This window comes from Rhizobium sp. BK456 (genome assembly GCF_014194045.1).
GTDB classification, from domain to species: Bacteria; Pseudomonadota; Alphaproteobacteria; order Rhizobiales; family Rhizobiaceae; genus Rhizobium; species Rhizobium redzepovicii.
Map to the genome: position 1 here is coordinate 35,197 of NZ_JACIAO010000015.1, position 22,419 is coordinate 57,615.

Below are 22,419 nucleotides of genomic sequence, written 5' to 3' on the forward strand. Positions count from 1 at the left end.
AACCTCAGCCCTTCCGGCGTCTGAGGAGCATCTTCCTGTCGTGCCGCGCATACATCGAGTAAACGATAGGAATGAACCAGGGTTTGCCGTTGAAGAATGGGACGGCCCTCGGAGCGGCATCGAAATCGAACGCAGACCGCGATTGTTCCCCGTCACCGAGGATCTTGAACGCCGCCTTTTTGCCCAGCCATCTGGCCCACACGACACCGGAGCCGCAATAGCCGGTCGCATAGACTGTATTTCCGCGGGAGAACATGCGCGGGATCATGTCGCGGTTCATGGCGACATAGCCGAACCAGCTGTGCGTAAGACCTATTCCTGCGAGTTCGGGAAAGAGCCGAGCAAGTTCGCTTTGCAGATGTGCAATCGGAGCAGCGGAGTCCCCTTCAGTCGTCCCGTCGCGCCCACCGAACAAGATCCGAGATCCATCGTGCGACGGCCGATAATAATAGCTAAGCTTACGCAGGTCGCCATACATCATGCGTGGCGGCATCAGCCGATCCATCACCTCCCTGTCGAGCGGCTCAGTCGCAATTATCCTGCTGCGAACAGGAACAAGCCGGCGACGCAGCCACGGGTCGAAACCGTCGGTGTAGCCATCAGTGCAGACAAGAAGCTTTCTGGCGAAAACCTCTCCGCGCTGCGTTTGAATTCGCACGCCTCCGGCCTCGCTAGTCGATCCAAGGACTGCGGTATTTTCATGTATGACCGCCGTCGATGAACTTGCCAGATCGATCACGGCCGCAAGAAGCTTGGCCGGCTGCAGCCCACCGATGTCTTTGCGCACAAGGCCTCCGACATAAAGGTCAGTTCCGATGAACTTCGGAACATCGGCCCTTTCCACCGGGTATGCCTCGATGCCGAGATTCTGATGCAGAAAGTCTGCCTGACGACGGAGTTCGTCGGCTTGATCAGCCGTCATGGCCCCGTTGAAGGCGCCAGACAGTGAGAAGTCACATTCGATATTCTCGTCTCTGAGGAAGCACCAGAGATCCTCTCGCGCCGCCTTACCTTCCAGGAGAATGGCTTGCGCCCTCTCCTGCCCAAATCGCCTGACCAAATCCTTCCGCCCCGGACGGATGCTTCCGCTGGCCATGCCCCCATTGCGGCCCGATGCCGCAAGGCCAAGGGCCTGACGGTCGAACAGCTGCACATGCTTGCCCGCACGGGCAAGTTCGAGCGCTGCCGACAAACCCGTATACCCTCCCCCAACGACCGCCACGTCGCATGTCTTCTCGACATTCCGCGCTGGCAAGGAAGGAAATGTGCTGTCCTCCCACCAGTAGGGCGTGGATTTAATGGGATGCGCTTGAGCCTGGGCCATGAGAGCTTAAGTTCCGGAAAGATGATTTCAATCGATTATTGGCTTAGTCTCGGCAGACCCAAACCTTTCGCGTCGTTTCGATCACCCTCCAGGTTCCGACGAAACCCGGATGCATGGCGAAGGCGTCGCCGGCAACGATGCGTCGCGGCTCACAGCCATCCTCAATCAGTTCGGACACACCCGACAGAATGACACAGAATTCGAAAGTTTCGCCCTTGATCGAGCGGTAGGCGCCGGGCGTCGCTTCCCAGACGCCGGAGCGAACGACGCCGTCGTCGGTCTGCGCGATGTCCCAGGAGAGGAACTGCGGATTTCCCTCGACCAACCTTTCAGGCGTGGGCTGGCCTTTACGCGGTTCAGGCAGATTGTTGTAATCGACGAAAGTGAGTTTGGACATTGGAAGACCTTTCTTGGATCTGTTTATCGGGCGAACGACAGGCGCCGTTCGAGGAGTTTCAAACCCGTCAAGACGACGACGTTTATGATGAGATAGAACGCTGCGGTGACGATGAAGATGTCCATGATCGCGAACGTCTCGCTCATGAGCCGCTTCGCATATCCGGTTATTTCCAGAACGGTAATCGTTGACGCGAGGCTGGATTCCTTCACGATGATCGCCGCCTCGCTGCTATAAGCGGGAAGCGCCTGGCGCACGGCAAGCGGAAACTTCACCCTCTTGAAGACGTGCCACGGGTGCATGCCACAGGCTTCTGCCGCTTCGATAAGTCCTTTCGGCAGGGAGAGGAAAGCCGTGCGGAAAATCTCCGCCGTGTAGGCACCGGTGTTGAGCACCACGGCAAGGATTGCAGCGTTCAGCCCATCTCCGATCATCCACCATAGAATGGGGTTCTGACGAATAAAACTCACCTGGGCCAAGCCGTAATAGATGACGAAGACCTGCACCAGCATAGGCGTGCCGCGGAAGATCGCGCAGTAGGCGTCGCATACGCGGCGCAATACCCGGCTTCTCGAGCAGCGCGCGAGCCCGACGGCGACACCAAAGGGAAGCCCGATACCGACGCCGAATAAGGCGATCAGCAACGTCGTCTTGGCACCTATGACAAGGAACGGAACGGCATATGCAATTGTCCCGAGATCCATATCAGTGTCCTCGGAAGCCGCGGTCGAGCGCACGTTCTGCGCTGGAAAACGCGGTTTGACTGACTGCGGTCATGCAGAAGAAGAGCGTCGCAGCGATACAGTAGAAGAGCAGCGGAGATCGTGTGATTCCTGCACCGATGGCAGCCGTCCTCATCAATTCCTGTAAGCCGACGACCGAGACGAGCGACGTATCTTTGATCGTCATCTGCCAGACGTTGTTGATCCCGCCAAGCGCCAGCCGCAGTGCCAGTGGAAACGTGATGCGCATAAACGTCACTCCTCTTGGCAAGGCGAGCGACTGAGCTGCTTCCAGCAGACCGTAGGGCACCGCCTGAAGCGCACCCCGGATGACTTCGATCGAATAGGCGCACGAGATGACGGCAATCGCGATTACCCCGACGATGTAGGGATATGCGTTGTCAGCCGAGTCCTGATAGCCGAACGCAGCCGTAATCGCCTTCACCCACTCGATCGACCCAAAAAAGAGGAGATAGATGACCAACAAGCCCGGAACGCCACGAACGAGAATGCTGTACCCGTCGACAAGTTGCGAGACGACCACGACCTTCCGCCAGCGCATGATGGCCAAGGGGGTTGCAACGAGAAAACCGAGTGCCATTCCGATCAAACCGATGACGATCGTGACGACACTTCCTTTCAGCAGAGCCAGCGCCCAACTTTGCTCCACCATCAACACCCAAAGATCACCCAACATGGACACAATCCCCGTAACCTGCCTTGGGCTGTGCCAAGGCAGGCTTCATGTTCAAAACGATCACTTCTTGCAGGGAATAGTGTAGTCGTCCTGGAACCAATGCATCGAGGCGTCCTTGACCTTGCCATCGTTGATCATCTTGCACAGGGCGGCATCGACCTTCGTCTTGAGTTCGGTATTGCCCTTGCGCATGCCGACTCCCATGCCATGGCCAAGAACGTCTGGGTCATCCATGGCCATGATCTTCAGGTCGATCCTGGTGAAGTTGGCGCCGTCAGGCGTTGCGAGAAAATCCATCCATGTCGGCGAATCCGCGAAGGCGACGTCGATGCGGCCGCTCGCGAGATCGGCTGTCAGCTGAGTGACGGCGTCGTATGTCTTGAGATCGGTGCCGTGCATCCGCTTCTCCATGAACCTGGCGTAGGTCGTCCCGGTGACGACGCCGACACTCTTGCCCTCTAGGGCCTTCTCGATTTCGGCGAGGCTCTTGAGACCTGCAAGCGGAGAGTCCTTGGCAACAGCGAAATAGAGCGGCGTTGTCGCATAGGGGATGGAGTAGTCGATCTTCTTCTGACGTTCGGCGGTGATACCGAGGCCGGAAATGATGACGTCAAAGCGATCTTTATCCATGGAGGGCACCAGCGAGCTGAATGTCTGTACGACGAATTCACACTTCAGTTTCAGCTCGGCGCAGAGGCCGTTGGCGATATCGGCGTCGAATCCGGTTACGTTGCCGCTCGGATCGGCCATGCTGAACTTCGGCGCATCGCCCTCCGTCCCGATGCGCAGAACGCCGTCCTTTGCCGACGCGCCCGTCGCCAGTGCGCAGACGAGAAGGCTGGTTGCCAATGCTGACTTGGCGTGATTGCTGTTGATCATGATTGTTACCCCTTTTGGTTTTCGTTGTAGCGCGCTTTCAGGCGTTGGCCGCCATCACTGTCGATAGAAAACGCTTCACCCCTTCCGTTGCGGGATTTCGAAACAGTTCCTTCGGCTCGTCATCCTGCTCAAGGCGGCCGTTTTGCAGGAATATCATCCGGTTCGACACATCGCGTGCGAACCGCATTTCATGCGTGACGAGGAGGATCGTAGCCCCCGATTCCGCCAGCGCCCTTATGACTTTCAGCACTTCACCCACGAGCTCGGGGTCCAGTGCAGATGTCGGCTCATCGCACAGCATCAGTTTTGGTCTCATCGCCAGAACACGGGCGATCGCGACGCGTTGTTGCTGCCCGCCCGAAAGCTGTTGCGGGTAGCGATCGCGGAAACTCGCCATGCCGACTTTCGACAAGGCCGAGAGCGCAACCTCTTCGGCGTCTTTCTTCGCGAGTTTCAGCACCCAAACGAGTGCCTCGGTCACGTTGGACAGGACGTTTAGGTGAGGCCAGAGATTGAAGTTCTGGAACACCATGCCGATCTGCCTGCGAAGGTTCCTGATATCGCGACCGTTGACGATCTGGCTTCGGCCGCGCTCGTCATTGACGACGGAGACGGACTGACCCATGCACTCGATCCGACCTGATGTCGGCGTCTCCAGAAAATTGATGCAGCGAAGGGCGGTGCTTTTCCCACATCCGGACGACCCGATCAGGGAAATGACCTCACCTTCGCTCATGTCGAAGCTGATACCATCGAGTACCTTCGTCGATCCAAACGTCTTGGTGAGTTCGTGAACCTTTAGAACTGCGGTCATGCGCAAAGCCTCAGACAGTCGCCCATTCGTTATCCCGCCACCAGTCCTTGCGAGTCCAGCTCCCGCAACACCTCGTCAACGGCAGCCCTTGCGATCGCTACCATTTCGTCGATTTCCGCTTCCGTCATCACAAGTGGCGGTGCAAAGCCCAGAATGTCCCCATGCGGCATCGCGCGCGCAATGAGGTTGCGATTTCGCGCGGCTTGGGAGATGCGCGCGCCGACCTTCAAGCCGGGATCGAACGAAGCCCGGCTACCGCGATCGGAAACGAACTCGATGGCTGCAAGCATGCCGACACCACGAACCTCCCCGACGATCGGGTTTTGCTCGAACTCCGCCTTCAGCCGTTGCATAAGATAAGCGCCTTTCGTCGCGGACTGGCCGGCAAGGTTTTCGCGCTCGACGATATCAAGCACTGCGTTCGCGGCCGCGGCGCCGATTGGATGACCGGAGTAGGTGTAGCCGTGTGAGAACGAGCCCACACGCGGCGTTGCCTCCTCCATGACCTCGTAGACTTTCTGCGAAACGATGGCCGCCGACAGCGGCACATAGGCTGACGTCAAGCCCTTGGCGACGGTGATCAGATCGGGATCCATACCGTAGAGGTCTGAACCGAACATGGCACCGGTGCGGCCGAACCCGCAGACCACCTCGTCGGCGATCAGCAGCACGTCGTACTTCTTCAGCACAGCTTGGATCTTCGGCCAGTATCCTGCCGGCGGCGGTGTAATGCCTCCCGTTCCAAGGACCGGCTCCGCTATGAAGGCGCCGACAGTGTCCGGCCCTTCGGCGAGAATAAGCGCTTCCAATTCATCAGCGCGGCGCTGTGAAAAGGCTTCTTCGGTCTCGCCAGGCATCGCACCGCGATAGAAATGCGGGACGCCGGTGCGCAGAATCCCCGAAACCGGCAGATCCATATGATCGTGGTAAAAGCTCAAGCCTGTCATGGAGCCGGAAACCACAGAACATCCATGATAGCCGCGCTCACGCGAGATGATCTTCTTCTTTTGCGCTTTCCCGCGCAGATTGTTGTAATACCAGACGATTTTCGCCTGCGTCTCATTCGCGTCGGAACCGGACAGTCCGTAAAAGACCTTCGACATTTTGCCTGGGGCCATTCGCACCAGGCGATCCGAAAGTCGTGCGAGCTCCTCAGTCGTGTGTGCTGCGTAAGAGTGGTAATAGGCAAGCTTGTAAGCCTGCCGAGCGATCGCTTCGGCGACTTCGGTGCGGCCATAGCCGACATTCACGCAATAGAGACCTGCAAACCCGTCCAGATATTCTCGGCCGGATGCATCGCGGATACGAACGCCTTTTCCAGTCTCGACGATGGTGGGATCGGTCTCCCCGGCGGCGTAATTCTTAAGGTAAGTGAACGGATGCAGGACGGTCCTCCGGTCCATATCAGCAATTTCAGCAATATTGGTCATTTCTCGGTTCCTCATGCAGCGAGGTCATCTCGGGCTGCACATTGCTGCCGCCTCTGTCTTGTCCGTGAAGCGTAAAACCAATGAGACGATCAATTCCGGCGTAAGTGTTGCGCCAACGAGGAAATGCTGCTTTTGATGCCTACCAAACGATGAAATCCTGCGGAGTTTACGATGCAGCTCGATCGCCTAGATGCTCGTCTTCTTAGTATTGTGCAGGCTCATAACAGACACAGCAGCGAGGAACTCGGTGCGATGGTCGGTCTTTCGGCCACTGCGGTGCAGCGCCGCCTCAAGCGGCTTCGTGAGGCGGGAGTGATTGAGGCTGAGATTGCGGTTGTGAAGCCCAAATCTGTCGGCCGGCCGATCGCAATGCTTGTACTGGTCACGCTCGAGCGCGAAAGAGCGGACATCGTTGACCGGTTCAAGCAATCGATACGGCAGACGCCGGAAGTGATGAACGGCTACTATGTAACAGGCGATGCGGACTTCGTTCTGATTGTCACTGCCGAGAGCATGGAGGACTACGAGGTCTTCACCCGCAAGTTCTTCTATGAAAATCCCGATATCAAGGGCTTCAAGACAATGGTGGTCATGGACCGCGTCAAGACAGGCTTTTCCGTTCCGATCGACTTTGATCACTTCTCCTGAGATAGCCACGGCCTTGGACAGCCGAGTTTTCGCGGAAAGACGGTTGATACTTTGACAGATTGCACCGGGGAAAGTCTCCTGAGCCGGACCATCTATTGTTCGGGCACTGCGGACGGATTGAAGGCACGCGGCAAGCCGTCAGTGTCATGAGCAAAATGCAAGGTGGATTGGTCTGTTTGTGCCGTTCAAACTGACCGATCTGTATCCGATGATGCGCACATAAATCGCTTCACCGGAGGAACCGCATGAAGATCTACAATATCGCACTAGTAGGATTTGGTGGCGTCAACCGCGCTTTGGCGGAGCTCATCGCGACGAAGAACCCGCTGTGGGAGCGGGATCTTGGTTTTCGCCTTAACATCGTTGCCGTCAGTGATCTCTATCTCGGTTCCGTCATTTCGCCGAACGGCGTGGACGCCAAGACGCTCGTGGATGCCAATTTTGCGAAGGGCGGGTTCGGCGGGCTCTCCGGCGGCAAAGCGGAAGCGGACAATGAAGCGATCATCAAGACGGCGCCGGCCGACATCGTCGTCGAAGCGACATTTACGAACCCGAAGGACGGCGAGCCCGCTATTTCGCATTGCCGCTGGGCCCTTAAGTCCGGCAAGCACGTCGTCACCACAAACAAGGGGCCTGTTGCAATCGCCGCTCAGGAACTAAAGGCTCTTGCCACGGCTAACGGCGTCCATTTCGAGTATGAGGGCTCGGTCATGAGCGGGACGCCTGTCATACGCATGGCAAAAAAGACCCTTGCTGGCGCAGAAGTGAAAGGGTTCGAAGGGATACTCAACGGTACCTCGAACTTTGTCCTCGGCCGCATGGAGAAGGGTCTCGACTTCGCCAGCGCTGTCGCAGAGGCACAGGCGCTCGGCTATGCCGAAGCCGATCCGACCGCCGACGTCGAAGGTTTCGACGTGCGCCTCAAGGTCGTGATCCTGGCAAACGAGCTGCTGGGAGCAAACCTCAAGCCCGCGGATGTCTCCTGCATTGGGATTTCAAGGCTTTCCCCTACCGATATTCAAGCAGCGGCCAGGGCCGAGAGCCGTTGGAAATTGATAGGATCGGCAGTTCGCAACGCCGACGGGACGATAAGCGGCAGCGTCGCACCTCAACAGCTCCCGCTTGGGCATCCGCTCGCCGGCGTCAACGGCGCGACCAATGCAGTCTCACTGAACACTGAACTGCTCGGCTCCGTCACTGTCACTGGCCCAGGCGCCGGACGGATGGAAACCGCCTACGCTCTGCTGTCCGACATCGTGGCGATACACAATGCCCGCTCGCCCGACTTCGCGAAGGAGGCAGCGTAATGCCCGGTCTGGCCTTGAAACCCACCTCTTCCAACGAGATCATTGTCAATAGTCCCTTTGACGGCAGCTTTGTCGGAGCCGTTAAGGAGACCAGTGCCGACGATGTCGAGCTGTTGCTCGAACGCGCCAGGCGCGGCGCGCAGATTGCCCGGTCGCTCCCCCGCCACCACCGCTCTGCAATTCTCGAAAGCGCCGCAGCCACTATCGAAGAACGCAAGGAGGAGTTCGCGCTCCTGATCGTACGAGAGGCGGGGAAGACAATTGCCCAGGCCCGCAAGGAGGCGACACGTTGCGTCAACACGCTGAAACTATCTGCCGAAGAGGCCAAGCGGAATGCTGGAGAGGTCATTCCCTTTGACGCCTATGCCGGATCGGAATCTCGTCAAGGCTGGTATACCCGGGAGCCCCTCGGCATCATCACGGCGATCACGCCATACAATGATCCGCTCAATCTCGTGGCGCACAAGCTTGGGCCTGCCATCGCCGGCGCCAATGCAGTACTCCTGAAGCCGTCGGAGCTTACGCCGCTCTCCGCCATCAAGCTGGTGGAGGTGTTGATCGAATGCGGTTTGCCGGAGGAGGTCATTACGGTCGCTGTCGGCGGCGCCGAGCTAGGCAAGGCGCTCGTTTCGGCAAAGGACGTTCGAATGATCTCCTTCACGGGCGGTTTTGTCACCGGCGAGGCCATCGCAAAATCTGCCGGCATCAAGAAGCTCGCGATGGACCTCGGTGGCAATGCCCCGGTTATCGTGATGGAAAACAGCGATGTTGACGCTGCCGTGGAGGATTGCGTGTCAGGTGCCTTCTGGGCAGCCGGCCAGAACTGCATCGGAACACAGCGGATTCTGGTACAGCGCTCGATCTATGAACGGTTCAAGAGCGAGTTCGTGTCTCAGACCTCCAACATGAAGACCGGCGACCCGATGAATTCTGAGACTGACATGGGCCCGATGATCTCGGAAAAAGCGGTGAACCGTGCCGCCGCTATGGTGGAGCGAGCAATCGCTGCCGGCGCAACGCTGCTTTGCGGTCACAAGCCAGTCGGCACCCTCTATCCCCCCACCGTCCTGGAAAATGTGCCGGCGACTTGCGACGTATTGAACGACGAAGTCTTCGGTCCCGTGGTCATACTGCAGCCGTTCGATGAGTTCGATGAGGCAATACGACTGGCTAACGAGCCGGAATACAGCTTGCATGCCGGAATTTTTACGAACGATCTTACCAATGCACTTGAGGCCGCTAAGAGGATCGATGCCGGCGGTGTCATGATCAACCAGTCGTCCGACTATCGCTTCGACGCAATGCCGTTTGGCGGGTTCAAATACGGCAGCATGGGACGCGAAGGCGTTCGGTTTTCTTACGAGGACATGACCCAGCCGAAGGTCGTCTGTATCACGTCACTGCAACACTGATCGGCGGCGCCGGCGGCAATTTGAACCCATCGTCGTTTTTGGAAGTCAAGATGTTCAAAGGATCCATCACTGCCCTTGTCACCCCATTTGCCGATGGGAAAGTGGATGAGGTTACGCTTCACAGCCTCATTGAATGGCAGATCGCCGAGGGCACGTCCGGGCTTGTCCCCTGCGGAACAACGGGGGAAAGCCCGACCCTCAGTCATGCCGAACACAAGCGCGTCGTGGAACTCGCGATCGCGGCAGCGGACGGTCGCGTTCCGGTCATAGCCGGCGCCGGCTCCAATAGCACGGAGGAAGCAATCAGCTTCGTGCGGCATGCGCAGGAGGCCGGCGCGGACGGCTTGCTGATCGTCGCGCCCTACTACAATAAACCCAACCAAGAGGGGATCTACCAGCACTTCAAGGCCATCGACGCCGAAGCCACGGTTCCGATCATTGTCTACAATATCCCGGGTCGGAGCGTGATCGATATTCAAGTCGAAACGCTTGCCCGTATTTTCAGGGATTGTCCGAACGTCAAGGGTGTCAAGGACGCGACAGGTAATCTCTTGCGACCGTCTCTGGAGCGTATGGCCTGCGGCAATGAGTTCAATCTTCTCACCGGCGAAGACGGCACGGCGCTTGGTTACATGGCCCATGGCGGCCACGGCTGCATCTCGGTGACCGCGAACGTTGCTCCGCGGCTGTGTGCAGACTTCCAGCGTGCGTGCCTGAAAGGTGACTTCACGACGGCGCTGGACCTTCAAGACCGGCTGATGCCCCTCCACCACGCGCTGTTTCTCGAGACCAATCCGGCTGGCGTGAAATTCGCGCTGTCGCAACTCATGACGATTCGCGGAGATCTGCGCCTTCCTCTCGTTGAGGTGAGTCCGCAGGTTAAAAAGGCAATCACTCATGCGATGCGCCACGCCGGAATTCTGGATTAGGGGAGCGGAGAATGGGAATTGAACGCGTAGAGGCCGATTTGATCGGCCTCCTTTCTATCCCTGGCGACGTTCTCTACGGTATCCACACGCGGCGAGCGGAGCTCAATTTCGAAGTTTCAGGACTTCGCCTGAACGATTTTCCCGAACTCGTTCAATCTATGGCTATGGTCAAGAAAGCGGCCGCGTGCGCAAATGCCGACCTTGGGCTTCTTTCGGCGGAAAAGGCGTCGGCGATCTGCGAGGCTTGCGATGATCTCATCGAGTTGAAGTGCGTTGATGGGAACTTCCCTGTCGATATGATGCAGGGTGGCGCGGGCACGTCCACCAATATGAATCTGAATGAGGTGGTGGCCAACCTGGCGCTGCTGAAGCTTGGGGCGAATGTCGGCGACTACGACAAACTTCATCCAAACGATGAAGTGAACCTTTCCCAATCGACAAACGATGTCTATCCGACCGCTCTGCGTCTAACGATTCTTCGCGCTTGCGAAGGGCTTATAGCGTCCAAGGTAGGCCTGCGCGACGCGTTCCGTGCGAAGGCGCGCGAGTATGCGAGCGCATTGAAGGTCGGCCGCACTCAATTGCAGGATGCAGTGCCGATGACAGCAGGACAGGAATTTGATGCGTTCGCCGAACTGATCGACGAAGATATCAACCAGCTGCAGTCCGTTTCCAGGCTCTTGAATGAGGTTAATCTCGGTGGATCTGCAATCGGAACCTCCATTAACGTCCCGCGCGGCTTTCCCGGCGCGGCTTGCGCCCACCTCACTCAGATTTCCGGTATTCGGCTGATCCCCGCTCGAAATTTTATCGAAGCGACATCCGACACCGGCGGCTTCGTTTCGTTCTCCAGCGTTCTCAAGCGAATTGCCGTGAAGCTGACAAAGATCTGCAATGATCTGCGGCTCTTGAGCAGTGGACCGAGGGGCGGCCTGGGTGAAATCCGACTTCCGCCTGTGCAAGCTGGATCCTCAATCATGCCCGGTAAAGTCAATGCGGTTATTCCGGAAATGATGAACCAGATCGCGTTTCAGGTCATCGGGAATGATCTCACTGTCACACTGGCAGCAAGCGCCGGGCAGTTACAGCTCAATGCGATGGAGCCAGTGATCACCCTCAACATCCTTCAATCCATGCGAATGTTAACGCGGGGAATGGAAATTTTTAAGCAGCGATGCGTCGACGGGATTGAAGTTGATGTCGACCGGTGCAAGGACCTCCTCGATCGGTCTCTCGTCCTCGCGACGCCGTTGGCAATGCTTATTGGGTACAGCAAGGCAGCGCAGCTTTCCAAGAAGGCGCTGGCCGAGAATCGGGGGCTGCGGCAGGTCGTAGAAGAGGAAGGCATCTTAGCGCCCGATCAAATCGAAGAGCTCTTTGAAGGCAGCGCGGAGTTCGCATATTCGGACATCGGGCATGGGAGGTAAGAACTCGTCACTAGACTAGCGCATGTCGCGCAAAAGTGTACACTGGTTTTGCGATAACGACATGCGTAAAAACAAAGACATAAAGTGCAAGGAGCGAATCTGAAAGATCGCGACTCGCTTCAGGCAGCCGCGAACCCGTTTCACAGCGCTTTCAATCCAGACACCCCCGTGAGGAATGACCAATCCGCTTATCCACGAACGCGGTAGAGCGGAGTGTTGGCGCCGTATCGCAGATATATTTGTGGGGCCGCTTGCCATCAAATTACGTTCGGGCCTGCCGTTTGTTGTTTGGATTTACTCAGCCGCCCTAATCAATGACTCCGGAATATTTTCGAATTACCGAGGAGAGAGCGAACACAGTCAGCGTATCGTGCACGCCGGGCATCTCGGCAATCAACTGCCAAATCTGTCGGATGCGGTCAGCCTCATGTGACTCGACCCTCACGAGGAGATCGAAATCACCGGTCATAACGTCGCAAGCCACGACTTCCGGGATCTTCCGTAGCGCCTGAATGACGTCGCCGCCCCTCATGCGATCGTGACGGTAGACGAAAATCAGTGCGGTTGTGATGTGTCGCCTATTTCCCCCATCGCCGGTGACGATCGTATATCCCTTGATGAAGCCTTCTCGCTCGAGTCGTTCGATCCGCACACGCACGGCATTTCGAGAAAGGTTCACCTTCCCCGACAACTCCGCATGGGAAATTCGGGCATTCGCCTTCAATTCGACGAGTATCTGTTCGTCAGTGCGATCGAGGAGATATTTCATAAAGCCTCCGCCGCGTCTCTTAAGCGAGAATGTCGGACGTTACCGACCGATAGGCTGACACGGCGATCTCCGGTAGGTAGGCTCTTTCCTTCCGACTGGCAAATCGCTTCGATGTCGAAGCCATTATGAAACCTGGCAGCGCCTGCCTTTCTTTATCAGTCAGGCATCGGACTTCCTGGTAACCTTGCAGTAGCGCGCAAGCGCGCTCTTTGTTGAGGTTTCCGTTGGTTTCGCCCGCCCAACCGACAAGCACATCAGCAAGTTCCGACACAAGCGCATCCTCGTGCCGTAGCCTGAAGTTGATGACCCCGCTGACGTTCTCGCCGAGAAAAAAGACGTTCTCCTGGACCAATGCACCGTGAACTGTCCCAATGGGAAGAGCCGTTGTTGCGCATTTCGCCTTCCGCTCCAAGATAGTGTGGATTTGAGCCGTAACGCGACCCAGGCTTATGCATTTTGCCGGACCTGCAAACGTCGGCGATGCGCCTGGTACGAAGCTGACAATGGCAACCAACCGACCTGCGGCCAGGGACGTGGCGTGGCCGTCGACAGTGCGTAGAGGGATGGGACAGGGAACGCCATGTCGATGAAGCGCCTCCATGGTTTCGAAAGCCCCTTCCAAGTCTATTGGCTGGGCTCCATTCTCGAAAAGTGTAACGATGAATTCGCCTTCCCTGGTCCGAAACAGGTACGTCGTCTCGGAGTCGCCGTCCGCAATCCCAATCACCGACAGAAGTGATGTAAACCCGTAGGCCGCGGCAATGGTTTGGCGATCTTCGTCAGAAAGTTCAGTAAACACAGCCATTTTTCCTGCCCTTTTCAACGATGAAGTCCGCGGCTCGGCCCGGGGTTTGCGTCGCCACGCCCTGAAGGGCGGCGAAAAGACATTTGTTCCGCCGCCTTGTGGTATATTTGTTTGTCCGGGCCGAACCGTCAGCGCACGCAGGCCGGGAACGGCCGCTGTTTACATGACTGTGACATAGATCTTCCGGACGGTTTCCACGGTCCGCCAGGTGCCGATGAATCCGGGTTTCATCACGAAACTATCGCCCGCTTTGTAGGTAACCGGTTCCCCGCCGTCCGGAGTGATTTCCACGACGCCTGCAAGGATGTGGCAGAATTCGAATGTCTCACCCTTGACGGAGCGCGTCAGGCCAGGTGTCGTCTTCCCAGACGCCGGTATGAATTATATCGTCTCGCGCTACGTCCTGAGCCCAGGTCTTGAACAAGGGATCGCCGGCGATCAGGCGTTCGGGGCCGGGCCTAACCTCACGCGGTGTTTCGGTGCTGTTGGGTACGATGGTCTTGAGGAGGGACATATTTTCTCCTTGCTCTCCTGGTTGCAGCTCAATAACCGCGGTCGCGATTGACAAGCCCGATCGGGTCGAGGCCGTCGCGATGGCGTTTGATGTTGTCGATAACGGCGCGAGCCGCCGTCTCCGGTTGCGTAACGCTTGCGACGTGTGGCGTCAGAATGATCTTTGGATGTCGCCAGAAACCATGTTGCGGGGGCAAGGGCTCAGGCTCGGTGACATCAATGAATGCGGCCGACAGATGTCCCTCGTCGAGAGCCGCAATGAGCGCGTCATGATCGAGTTGCGCGCCGCGACCCACATGGACGAGCGCCGCGCCGGCCGGAAGGGTCGCGAAGAGCTTGGCATGAAGCAGCCCATGCGTCTCTTGCGTCAGCGGAAGGAGACAGATCAGGATGTCGGTGCGCGCCAGAAACGGCGTGAGCCCGTCCGACCCATGATAGCAGTCAACACCATCCACCTGTCGTTCCGAGCGGCTCCATGCGGCAAGCGGAAAGCCGAAGGGTTTCAGTCGCTCGATGACGGCCTGAGCGAGCATGCCAAGGCCCAGGATACCGATCCGCTGCTGGGCTGCCTGGCGCACGGGAAGCGGGAGCCAGGCGGCGTCGGCCTGCTGACCAATATAGGCCTTCAACTTGCGGTGCAGGGCGAGCACGGCGAGCGTCACATACTCCTGCATCATCCGGACGATGCCGTCCTCGACCATTCTGACGAGGATTGCGCCAGGGGGCAGGGTCCCTGGTTTGAACTGGTCGACGCCGGCGCCGATCGAGAAGACCAGCTCCAAATTCCTGAAGCGATAAAGATCAGGCGGCGCAGTCCACGTGAGGATGTAGCGGATCTCATCCGGATCATACTCGGAAATATCCATCGCGAACGGCAGATCGGGCAGGTCGCGTGCAAAAGCCTCGGCGAAAACGAGGCCTCTTTCTCGATCCGAATTGAACCAGAAAACCATGGGTGCCCTCTCAGTCTTGCAGGGTTTCGGCAAGGCGCACGAGCATTTGCTCGCAGGCAGCGAGTTCATCAGTGCGGATGAATTCGTCGGCGCGATGGGCGCGGGAGATGTCCCCGGGGCCGCAGATGATCGCGTCGATGCCGGCGGCCTGGTAGAGGCCAGCCTCGGTGCCGAAGCTGACGGCTGCCAAGGTCGGCGCGCCGCTTAGCTCCTCCATCAGCCGGGCGAGCGGCGCGTCGGCATCAAGTGAGAGCGCGGGATAGGTACTGCTGATTTCCCATACGGTGCGGAAACCGTCCGCCTCCAAAGCTCCGGCAGTCACCTTAATAGGTTCCAGAAGATCCGCTGGCGATACGCCGGGAACGGCGCGGGCTTCCAGTTCCAAAACGCAGAGATCGGGGATGACGTTGACACTGCGTCCGCCCGTGATCGTTCCGATTTGTAGGGTGGAATAAGGCGGCTCGAAGTTCTGATCTAAGGCGCTGTTTGGTAGTGTGTCGACGATGTTCTGGGTCGCAGACATCACCGCAGTTACAGCGTGAATGGCATTCAGGCCCTTGTCGGGGCGCGACGAATGGCCGGTTATACCATGGACCTCGATGCGGGCGGCCGCTTTTCCCTTGTGACCTCGGATCGCCAACATGCTGCTCGGCTCGCCGATAATTGCTCCCGAAGGTGGGGCGCACAGGTTCCGTATCTGCCGTAGCATGTGCGGTACACCGCGACAGCCGGCTTCCTCATCATACGAGAAGGCGAAGTGGATCGGACGGGCCAATGGCATCTTTGCCATCGCGGGAAGTCCCGCCAGGGCGGCAGCAAGAAAGCCCTTCATGTCGCACGCCCCCCTGCCGAAAAGCCGATCGCCTTCAGCCCGCAGGCGGAAAGGATCCGACGTCCATGTCCGTTCGGACGCGGAGACAACGTCCATATGGCCGGAAAGAATGTAACCGGGCATGTCTTTCGGGCCGATGGTGGCGAATAGATTTGCTCTGTCTCTTTCCGGTCCGGGCAAGACAGTCACTTGGGCGCCATGACTTTCGAGATAGTCCTTCACCCATGCAACGATATCGCCGTTCGGAGTCCCGACGACGGACGGAAAGGCGACCAACTGCTCCAGTATTTCTTTAGCATTCATCGCCGTTTCTCCGTCACTTCCGGACACCAGAAGGAGACCGCTGATCACATATAGGCTGCGTTCTGAGCACCGGTACGCATTCATCGCTCGGGACGAGCCGTTCCCAGTCTCTGTCCGCCGATCAAGCAGGCGGACCCCCGGCCCGTCCCGTCCTATAGAACGTCGGCGGGTCCTGGAATCCGCCCCCAACTTAAATTTACATTGTCGCCGGGCCATAAAGATGGCAATTAATGAATAATGAATATCCGCTTCAGGTCTGGGTTAATGTTGACGTCCGACGATCTCGCCTTTTTTTCGGTTCTCACAAGCTCGAAATCTCTCGCGGAAAGCGCGAGAAAGCTGAACGTAACGCCTCCAGCGGTGACCCAGCGCCTGCGCGCGCTCGAAGAGAAAGCCGGAGTAAGGCTGATAGACCGGTCCGGCCGTCGCCTGCGCCTTACGGAGGAGGGCTCATTGGTCGCTTCTCACAGCGTTATCGTCAGCGATGCCATAGATTCGCTTGCCGAGGCGCTTGCTGACCGCAAGGGCGTAGTTCGCGGGCACCTCAGGGTCGCAGCACCTCACGGATTTGGAAGGGTCTACGTTGCGCCGGTCGTGGAGGCGTTTGCGCGAGAGCATGGCAATGCCAGCGCTACCCTGCAACTTTCCGACCATCCCTCGGCTCTGCTCGTTGAGAGCTATGAAGTCGTTGTTCACATCGGGGCATCCACGCATCTGGACCAGGTCGTGACCACACTTGCGCCGAACAATCGAATTCTGTGCGCAAGTCCAAAATATCTCGCTTCGGCTCCGCCTATTTCTACGCCCGCCGATCTTGCTCGGCATCGGTGCCTAGTTGTTCGCGAGAACGAGGAGGACGTGACGCTCTGGCGGTTCAGTGGATCACGGCAGGAAAGTGCGACAGTGCGCGTTAACCCCATCATGTCGAGCAACGATGGCGCCGTCATTCGTGATTGGGCATTAGCTGGTCAGGGAATCATGATGCGGTCCGAATGGGCCGTTGCTGAAGACCTCGCTAAGGGACAGCTGAACCAGGTTCTTCCCAACTGGAAGCTACCGCCGGCCGATATTCTCGCGATCCTCGGATCGCGGCACGGACGAAGCGCAAGGACTGCGGCGTTCCTGACGATGCTACGCCAGTCGCTGAAACCACTCCCCTGGAGAGCCGACCATCCGTAGGCGTGTCGTCAGTAACCCAGGATGGACTTCGTCTCGAGATACTCTTCGAGCCCGTATACGCCATACTCCCGGCCGTTACCCGAGCGCTTGTAGCCACCGAAGGCGGCCGCTCCGTCCCAAGCCGGATAGTTGATATGAACCTGGCCGGAACGGATGCCGGCGGCGACCCGCCGTGCGCGCTCCGGATCTGATGACTGGACATGGGCGCCCAATCCATAGACGGTGTCGTTAGCGATCGCGATGGCCTCATCCTCGTCCTTGTAGGGGATGATTGAAATCACCGGGCCGAAGATTTCCTCACGAGCTATGCGCATGTCCGAGGTCACCTCGGAAAAGATCGTCGGCTGTGTGAAAAAGCCCCTATCGAGCCCGGCCGGCCGGCCCAAGCCGCCGCATAGCAGCTTCGCTCCATCATCGATGCCGGCTTGGATCATGATCTGCACCCGTTCGAACTGAGCACGATTGGCGATCGGCCCCATATCCGTCAACGGATCAAGCGGAGCGCCGACTCGGATGGCGCGTGCAGTGGCGCTTGCAAGTCCTTCCACTTCGCCCAGCCGATGTGCGGGCACGAGCATGCGCGTCGGCGCACTGCACGACTGGCCCACATTGCGCATGCCGGCGAGCACGCCCTTCGCGACCGCCTCGCGGAAGTCGGCATCGTCGAGCAAAATGTTCGGCGACTTGCCGCCGAGTTCCTGCACCACGCGCTTCACGGTCGGTGCGGCAGCCTGCGCAACGAGTACCCCTGCGCGAGTGGAGCCGGTGATCGAGATCATGTCGACGTCCGGATGGCTGGCGAGCGCTCCACCAACGCTCTCACCTGTACCGTTGACCAGATTGAATACTCCGGCCGGAATGCCGGCATCGTGCATCAACTCGGCAAAGAGCAGGGCGCTATAAGGTGAAAGTTCACTGGGCTTGAGAACGATAGTGCAGCCTGCCGCGATTGCGGGAGCGACTTTGGCGGTGATCTGGTAAAGTGGCCAGTTCCAGGGGGTAATTAGCGCACAAACTCCGATCGCTTCTTTGGCGGTCGCGGTGTGCTGATCGACTGTCAGAAACCGGTACTTCTCCAGAACCTCCATTTGGACGCGGATGTGCTCGGCAGCGAAAGGAACCTGGGAAGCCCGCGCGAACGTAATCGCTGCCCCCATCTCCTTGACGAGGGTATCCGCGAACGAATCCGATCTTTCCAGGAGGAGCGAGTGCATCCTGCCAAGCAGAGCGAGTCTTTCTGACACAGATGATTGAGAAAACGCAGGGAAGGCCTTGCGTGCCGCGGCAACTGCGTGGTCGACATGATGAGCATCGCCCGCAGCAATATGCCCCACGACTTCTTCCGAGGCCGGATCCACCACAGGCAAATGGATTATATCGGCGAATTCTTGCCATTCTCCGCCAATATAAAACTGGTTTTCCCGTAGGCTCACCATAATCCACCTCGCGTCATTGCATCTCGCCAAACCGGTTTCAGCTGAAGATGATCGCAACGTCGGTAAGATTGCAATTTATGTCACCTGAATGGTGGCTTAAGGTGGATGTTAACAAGATAATGCCGCGCCGTGTCCGTGATGAGTAATCGCGTTCCCCTCGACTCATCTGGGTGGCCGCCTTGAACCAGTTCGAACCACCGTTGCATCGAGACTAAAGCCTGCGCTCGTTTCAGGAACTCGGGAATCCCTGCACGCCACCGAAACCGCAATCCGGAACAATTGGCGAGTTGAAGGATGTTTCACCTGGAAACTAAATCGGGGGAACGTGTTCGGTTACGTGCCAAACGCGTTCCACATGTCTTATTTAATATCTTTCTAATTTAGCAATGCCTATCTCATCCGCTTGATAGTAGGAGGACTGAGTAAGCATGCAGCGTATTGAATCTCTCGAGAATGTCGAAACAAAACCCGTGTGGTCGGTAAAGGATTTCGCCAAGCGTCACCATCTCACTGATATCGAGGAAGCCCGCCTGCTGCAGCTGTTCGGCGCCTTTGCTACAGCATCCGAACTTCTTCATAACGCCCAGCGACAGCCTCGATGGCGGTAGTGTTACGCCCGGCTTATCGCTGGCCGATGCCTGGCACAGCGTTCGTCTCTTTTGCCTTGGTTAAAGCGCAATAGAGTGGGGCGTTGAGTCGAGGTCGCCATCATAGAGGCATTCCTCGGCGTGTGGAGCACGTTGGTGGCCTCAAGCTTGATCTGATTGGGCCGCGTGTCCAACAGGCCAGTCCCAGCATCAAAAAGCACCGGCGCGATACGCAACTCGATCTCGTCGACAAGCCCGCCGGTCAGTGCTTGGCGAAAGACGTCGGCTCCTTGAAGGCCCGAACTCCTCTGATGCACGGTGTCTATCCGCAGCAGAGGCCCGGCAACCCCGCAAGATGAATGAAGCCGCTGCTAAGGACTGCTTTCCGCCCCTCCCCACTTCGGATTGTGTGTTCCGTTCGATCCATTATGCGATTTTCTTAGCCCAGAACGTGAACACCATATCAACAAGTCAGGCAGTGGCCCCGAAAGCACGCGGTGCCACAAAGGATCCTCCATTCCGGAAGTGCCAATGTTGTCTGGGTCGAACCGACCCTGATCGCCGAGTCGAGTCGTGATCGTTTCAGCTGCACGAAGACCGGCGGCAACTGAAGGGCCTGCACACGTCCTCTGATCGAAAGAAAAAAGGGCACCAAAACCGACGCCCTTTTCAAGAGATCTGCAGCGGCTTCCGCCATCTCCTGATTTCTCGACATGGAAGGTGTAAGTCCCGCTGACATGCTTGTCGGCGCGGACGAGCGCATCCAGTCCCACCATACCAGCTCCAGGCGTTGCTTTGATTTCGCAAAGCTGCGCCTCTTGAAAGGATTGAGACTGGGATGAGGGCGATGAACCATCCGCGTGCACGCCCCTCCCGGTCCGACATCGAGACAATCACCCCTTCACCGGCGTTCCGGAACCGGCGTCAGCGCCCCAGCCGATGCGAGGTGTAGCAGAAGCACGGGGTTCGGCCATTCGAGCGAAGCCGGTCCGCTGATCATCGTCAGTAGCCGCCGAGAGCGGCGATCGTCAGGTTATACAGGCCCGAGAACGGGCCGGTAATTGATATGGGCTCAGATCGTGGATCCGCCGATGAAGAAGAAATTCGAAGCCACTCGAATGAACATTTGACAAAAATCCTAATGTGAGCGGATTCGAGCTGCAAACCCCATGCATGAATAGCAATGTGCTTATAGTCAGGATGGCATAGGCCTCCTGCCAATCCTCCCGGCGCATTGGTGCGCTGGACCCGATCACAAGTAAGCGCGCGAAAAGAACACCACTGTCGTCAATAAGGCGACCGCGAGGGTTAGCATCCGGACGACCGATGCCGGCAGCCTTCGTCCGACATGTGCTCCGATCCACCCGCCGATAACGGCTCCGATCGTCATCGGAATGCACTCCTGCCATACGATTGCGCCGGCCAGCACGAAGACGACGATGGCGACCGCGTTTGCGGCAGTTACCATCATCATTCTTGTCGGATTCAGGCTCTTGATCTCCCCGCCCCCGAGCGCGCTCCATGCCGCAAGCATCATAAGGCCCACCGCGCCGCCAAAATAACCGCCATAAAGACCGAGAAAGAATTGAACCGTTGCGAAGGACAGAAAATTCGGACGTGCCTGCGTCCGCAGCTTTGCGCTGAGCCTCGGACCTGCAGCCAGCATCAATGTCGCCACCAGCAAAAGCCATGGCAGGATCCCATCGAAAATCCTGGATGGGGTTAGAAGCAATAATACGCTTCCGGCCACACCACCCACTACTGTCACGATAGCGATGGGCATGACATTGATGCCGCACACACTCCTGACCCCTTCACGGTAGACCCACGAGCTGGTCACACCGCCTGGAAACAAGGCCAAGGTGCTCGTCGCGTTTGCGGCAACCGACGGCACTCCGACCGATATCAACGCCGGCAGGGATACGAACGACCCGCCACCGGCCAACGCATTCATGCTGCCTGCCAACAAGCCAGCGAGGAAAAGAAGAATAATATCGCACATGTTTAAATCGCCTTGGAACCCAAGCTTGATTTCCACCGAGACGCTTGTCCAAAACCGCGGCCGGGGGGCGGGTTGGGTGCACCGACGCTTTACCCCCCTGCCGGTGACGGGGCAATCTTCACCATCACGGCAGGAACCCCGACGACCCGGCGCCAGCGGGACCAATCCCGAATTTGAACTCTCCGTTGCTCTTGGAGCCTTGATAATTGATGCCGTTTGAGTTGGGGAGGTTGTACAGTAGCCATCAGCCGGCGCTGCTTTTTTGGTAGGCAATCGCAGAGACTGAAAGTAGTGATGGATGAAACGTGCACTGCTCGCCTTGAAACAGTTCGAACCAACAACCCTTTGATTCTCAGCATCGAGAGCAAAGCCTAGCTCGTTGGCAAAGAGTCTGGCCATTCCTGCGCGCCATGGAGGACGCGAAGAATGCGGACCGCTGTTTCGGTAATTGCATACGCCGCGACGTACGGCGTGCCGTTAATTACCAGTTCGCGGGTGCCAGCAATTCTGCCAACACGACCGCTCGCGGGAAAATCTACCAACCGACGGACGGCAGCAACGATCCGTTCATCGACCAGAATGGCGGCTGAGGGATTTTCTGCTCAAATGCATGTGAAGATGGCATCGCGATCCGATAGCGCGAACGCCGACCAGGTAAGCTTCACGATTTGCGAGCACCCGCGTTAAGGCGGGCTGCCGCTCGACGTTCAGCAAAATGTGCCTCGACTTCATCATCCGAAACGTCCGGTCGAGTATCGTTCAGGGCTTCAAGTACCTTGGTGCGAAACCAAGCGTCATGGGCCTCACTGCCTGAAAGAAGCTCCAGCGGCAGCGCACCCTCATTGGCCGTCCGGGTGAGTAAGATCCGAACCGCGTCCGATACCGTAAGCCCCATATTTCCAAGCACTGCGGAGGCACGATCCCGAACCTCGGCATCAATACGAGTTTGTACCAGTGCATTTGCAGCCATAGCTATCTCCACATTTCGGTGGAAGATAATGCAAATGAATGACAAATGCCATAGCGCTTTAGACCGCCGTTTCTTTTAGTTGCT

21 protein-coding genes and 3 pseudogenes are annotated in these 22,419 nt (G+C 57.8%); 7 read left to right on the forward strand and 17 right to left on the reverse strand.

Annotated elements, in window-relative coordinates; all coding sequences use genetic code 11:
- Positions 1-4 precede the first annotated feature (4 nt).
- From FHX03_RS30835 to FHX03_RS30865, 7 genes are read right to left on the reverse strand one after another with little or no spacing between them, the layout of a single operon-like run.
- Entirely contained in the window at positions 5-1,324 is a 1,320-nt protein-coding gene (locus FHX03_RS30835; RefSeq protein ID WP_183856884.1) for an NAD(P)/FAD-dependent oxidoreductase, read from the reverse strand.
- Between the two features lie 43 nt (positions 1,325-1,367).
- Positions 1,368-1,721 carry a cupin domain-containing protein gene (locus FHX03_RS30840; RefSeq protein ID WP_183856886.1) on the reverse strand — a complete coding sequence of 118 codons (354 nt, stop codon included), beginning with the start codon at positions 1,719-1,721 and terminating at the stop codon, positions 1,368-1,370.
- A gap of 23 nt (positions 1,722-1,744) precedes the next feature.
- Positions 1,745-2,425, reverse strand: coding sequence for an ABC transporter permease (locus FHX03_RS30845; protein ID WP_183856888.1), 681 nt, complete (start codon positions 2,423-2,425; stop codon positions 1,745-1,747).
- Position 2,426: 1 nt separating this feature from the next.
- Positions 2,427-3,140, reverse strand: a complete 714-nt coding sequence (locus FHX03_RS30850) for an ABC transporter permease subunit (RefSeq protein ID WP_183856890.1) — start codon at positions 3,138-3,140, stop codon at positions 2,427-2,429.
- 60 nt (positions 3,141-3,200) lie between these two features.
- Positions 3,201-4,019, reverse strand: coding sequence for a transporter substrate-binding domain-containing protein (locus FHX03_RS30855; protein WP_183856892.1), 819 nt, complete (start codon positions 4,017-4,019; stop codon positions 3,201-3,203).
- 37 nt (positions 4,020-4,056) lie between these two features.
- Positions 4,057-4,833 (reverse strand): amino acid ABC transporter ATP-binding protein, encoded by a 777-nt coding sequence (locus tag FHX03_RS30860; RefSeq protein ID WP_183856894.1) that lies wholly within the window; start codon positions 4,831-4,833, stop codon positions 4,057-4,059.
- A 29-nt stretch (positions 4,834-4,862) separates the two neighbouring features.
- Positions 4,863-6,263: an aspartate aminotransferase family protein gene (locus tag FHX03_RS30865; RefSeq protein ID WP_183856896.1), complete on the reverse strand. Its 1,401-nt coding sequence runs from the start codon at positions 6,261-6,263 to the stop codon at positions 4,863-4,865.
- A gap of 171 nt (positions 6,264-6,434) precedes the next feature.
- On the opposite strand from FHX03_RS30865, the gene FHX03_RS30870 reads away from it, so the two are divergent.
- From FHX03_RS30870 to FHX03_RS30890, 5 genes are all read left to right on the forward strand, one after another.
- Positions 6,435-6,911 (forward strand): Lrp/AsnC family transcriptional regulator, encoded by a 477-nt coding sequence (locus FHX03_RS30870; protein ID WP_183856898.1) that lies wholly within the window; start codon positions 6,435-6,437, stop codon positions 6,909-6,911.
- Between the two features lie 245 nt (positions 6,912-7,156).
- Positions 7,157-8,218 carry a homoserine dehydrogenase gene (locus FHX03_RS30875; protein ID WP_183856900.1) on the forward strand — a complete coding sequence of 354 codons (1,062 nt, stop codon included), beginning with the start codon at positions 7,157-7,159 and terminating at the stop codon, positions 8,216-8,218.
- Positions 8,218-9,630 (forward strand): aldehyde dehydrogenase family protein, encoded by a 1,413-nt coding sequence (locus FHX03_RS30880; RefSeq protein ID WP_183856902.1) that lies wholly within the window; start codon positions 8,218-8,220, stop codon positions 9,628-9,630. Before FHX03_RS30875 ends, FHX03_RS30880 begins: the two co-directional genes overlap by 1 nt.
- Before the next feature lie 50 nt (positions 9,631-9,680).
- Complete coding sequence (gene dapA, locus FHX03_RS30885; RefSeq protein ID WP_183856904.1) at positions 9,681-10,559, forward strand: 4-hydroxy-tetrahydrodipicolinate synthase; 879 nt, start codon at positions 9,681-9,683, stop codon at positions 10,557-10,559.
- Between the two features lie 11 nt (positions 10,560-10,570).
- The gene (locus FHX03_RS30890; protein WP_183856906.1) at positions 10,571-11,986 is read left to right on the forward strand and encodes an aspartate ammonia-lyase; all 1,416 of its coding nucleotides are present in this window, start codon (positions 10,571-10,573) and stop codon (positions 11,984-11,986) included.
- A gap of 307 nt (positions 11,987-12,293) precedes the next feature.
- Here the strand turns inward: FHX03_RS30890 and FHX03_RS30895 are convergent, their stop codons facing one another.
- From FHX03_RS30895 to argE, 5 genes and pseudogenes are all read right to left on the reverse strand, one after another.
- Complete coding sequence (locus tag FHX03_RS30895; RefSeq protein WP_183856908.1) at positions 12,294-12,755, reverse strand: Lrp/AsnC family transcriptional regulator; 462 nt, start codon at positions 12,753-12,755, stop codon at positions 12,294-12,296.
- Positions 12,756-12,774: 19 nt separating this feature from the next.
- On the reverse strand, positions 12,775-13,560 hold the full coding sequence (locus FHX03_RS30900; RefSeq protein WP_183856910.1) for a phosphotransferase: 786 nt from the start codon (positions 13,558-13,560) through the stop codon (positions 12,775-12,777).
- A gap of 159 nt (positions 13,561-13,719) precedes the next feature.
- Positions 13,720-14,074, reverse strand: a pseudogene (locus FHX03_RS30905) (cupin domain-containing protein).
- 28 nt (positions 14,075-14,102) lie between these two features.
- Positions 14,103-15,026 (reverse strand): 2-hydroxyacid dehydrogenase, encoded by a 924-nt coding sequence (locus FHX03_RS30910; RefSeq protein ID WP_183856912.1) that lies wholly within the window; start codon positions 15,024-15,026, stop codon positions 14,103-14,105.
- A gap of 10 nt (positions 15,027-15,036) precedes the next feature.
- Positions 15,037-16,161: an acetylornithine deacetylase gene (argE, locus tag FHX03_RS30915; RefSeq protein ID WP_183856914.1), complete on the reverse strand. Its 1,125-nt coding sequence runs from the start codon at positions 16,159-16,161 to the stop codon at positions 15,037-15,039.
- 264 nt (positions 16,162-16,425) lie between these two features.
- Here argE and FHX03_RS30920 point away from each other — a divergent pair, with 264 nt between their 5' ends.
- On the forward strand, positions 16,426-17,340 hold the full coding sequence (locus FHX03_RS30920; protein WP_183856916.1) for a LysR family transcriptional regulator: 915 nt from the start codon (positions 16,426-16,428) through the stop codon (positions 17,338-17,340).
- A gap of 8 nt (positions 17,341-17,348) precedes the next feature.
- Here FHX03_RS30920 and FHX03_RS30925 read toward each other — a convergent pair whose 3' ends face one another.
- Complete coding sequence (locus FHX03_RS30925) at positions 17,349-18,776, reverse strand: aldehyde dehydrogenase family protein (RefSeq protein WP_183856918.1); 1,428 nt, start codon at positions 18,774-18,776, stop codon at positions 17,349-17,351.
- Between the two features lie 428 nt (positions 18,777-19,204).
- Between FHX03_RS30925 and FHX03_RS30930 the strand changes: the two genes are divergently transcribed.
- On the forward strand, positions 19,205-19,384 hold the full coding sequence (locus FHX03_RS30930) for a hypothetical protein (protein WP_183856920.1): 180 nt from the start codon (positions 19,205-19,207) through the stop codon (positions 19,382-19,384).
- Between the two features lie 665 nt (positions 19,385-20,049).
- Here FHX03_RS30930 and csgH read toward each other — a convergent pair.
- The 4 genes and pseudogenes from csgH to FHX03_RS30945 form a co-directional block, all read right to left on the reverse strand.
- A pseudogene (gene csgH / locus FHX03_RS34705) lies at positions 20,050-20,181 on the reverse strand (curli-like amyloid fiber formation chaperone CsgH); the annotation flags it as partial.
- 434 nt (positions 20,182-20,615) lie between these two features.
- On the reverse strand, positions 20,616-21,365 hold the full coding sequence (locus FHX03_RS30935) for a sulfite exporter TauE/SafE family protein (protein WP_183857064.1): 750 nt from the start codon (positions 21,363-21,365) through the stop codon (positions 20,616-20,618).
- Between the two features lie 371 nt (positions 21,366-21,736).
- Positions 21,737-22,030, reverse strand: a pseudogene (locus FHX03_RS30940) (type II toxin-antitoxin system RelE/ParE family toxin).
- Positions 22,027-22,335: a type II toxin-antitoxin system RelB/DinJ family antitoxin gene (locus FHX03_RS30945; protein ID WP_062578764.1), complete on the reverse strand. Its 309-nt coding sequence runs from the start codon at positions 22,333-22,335 to the stop codon at positions 22,027-22,029. Before FHX03_RS30945 ends, FHX03_RS30940 begins: the two are co-directional and overlap by 4 nt.
- Positions 22,336-22,419: the final 84 nt, after the last annotated feature.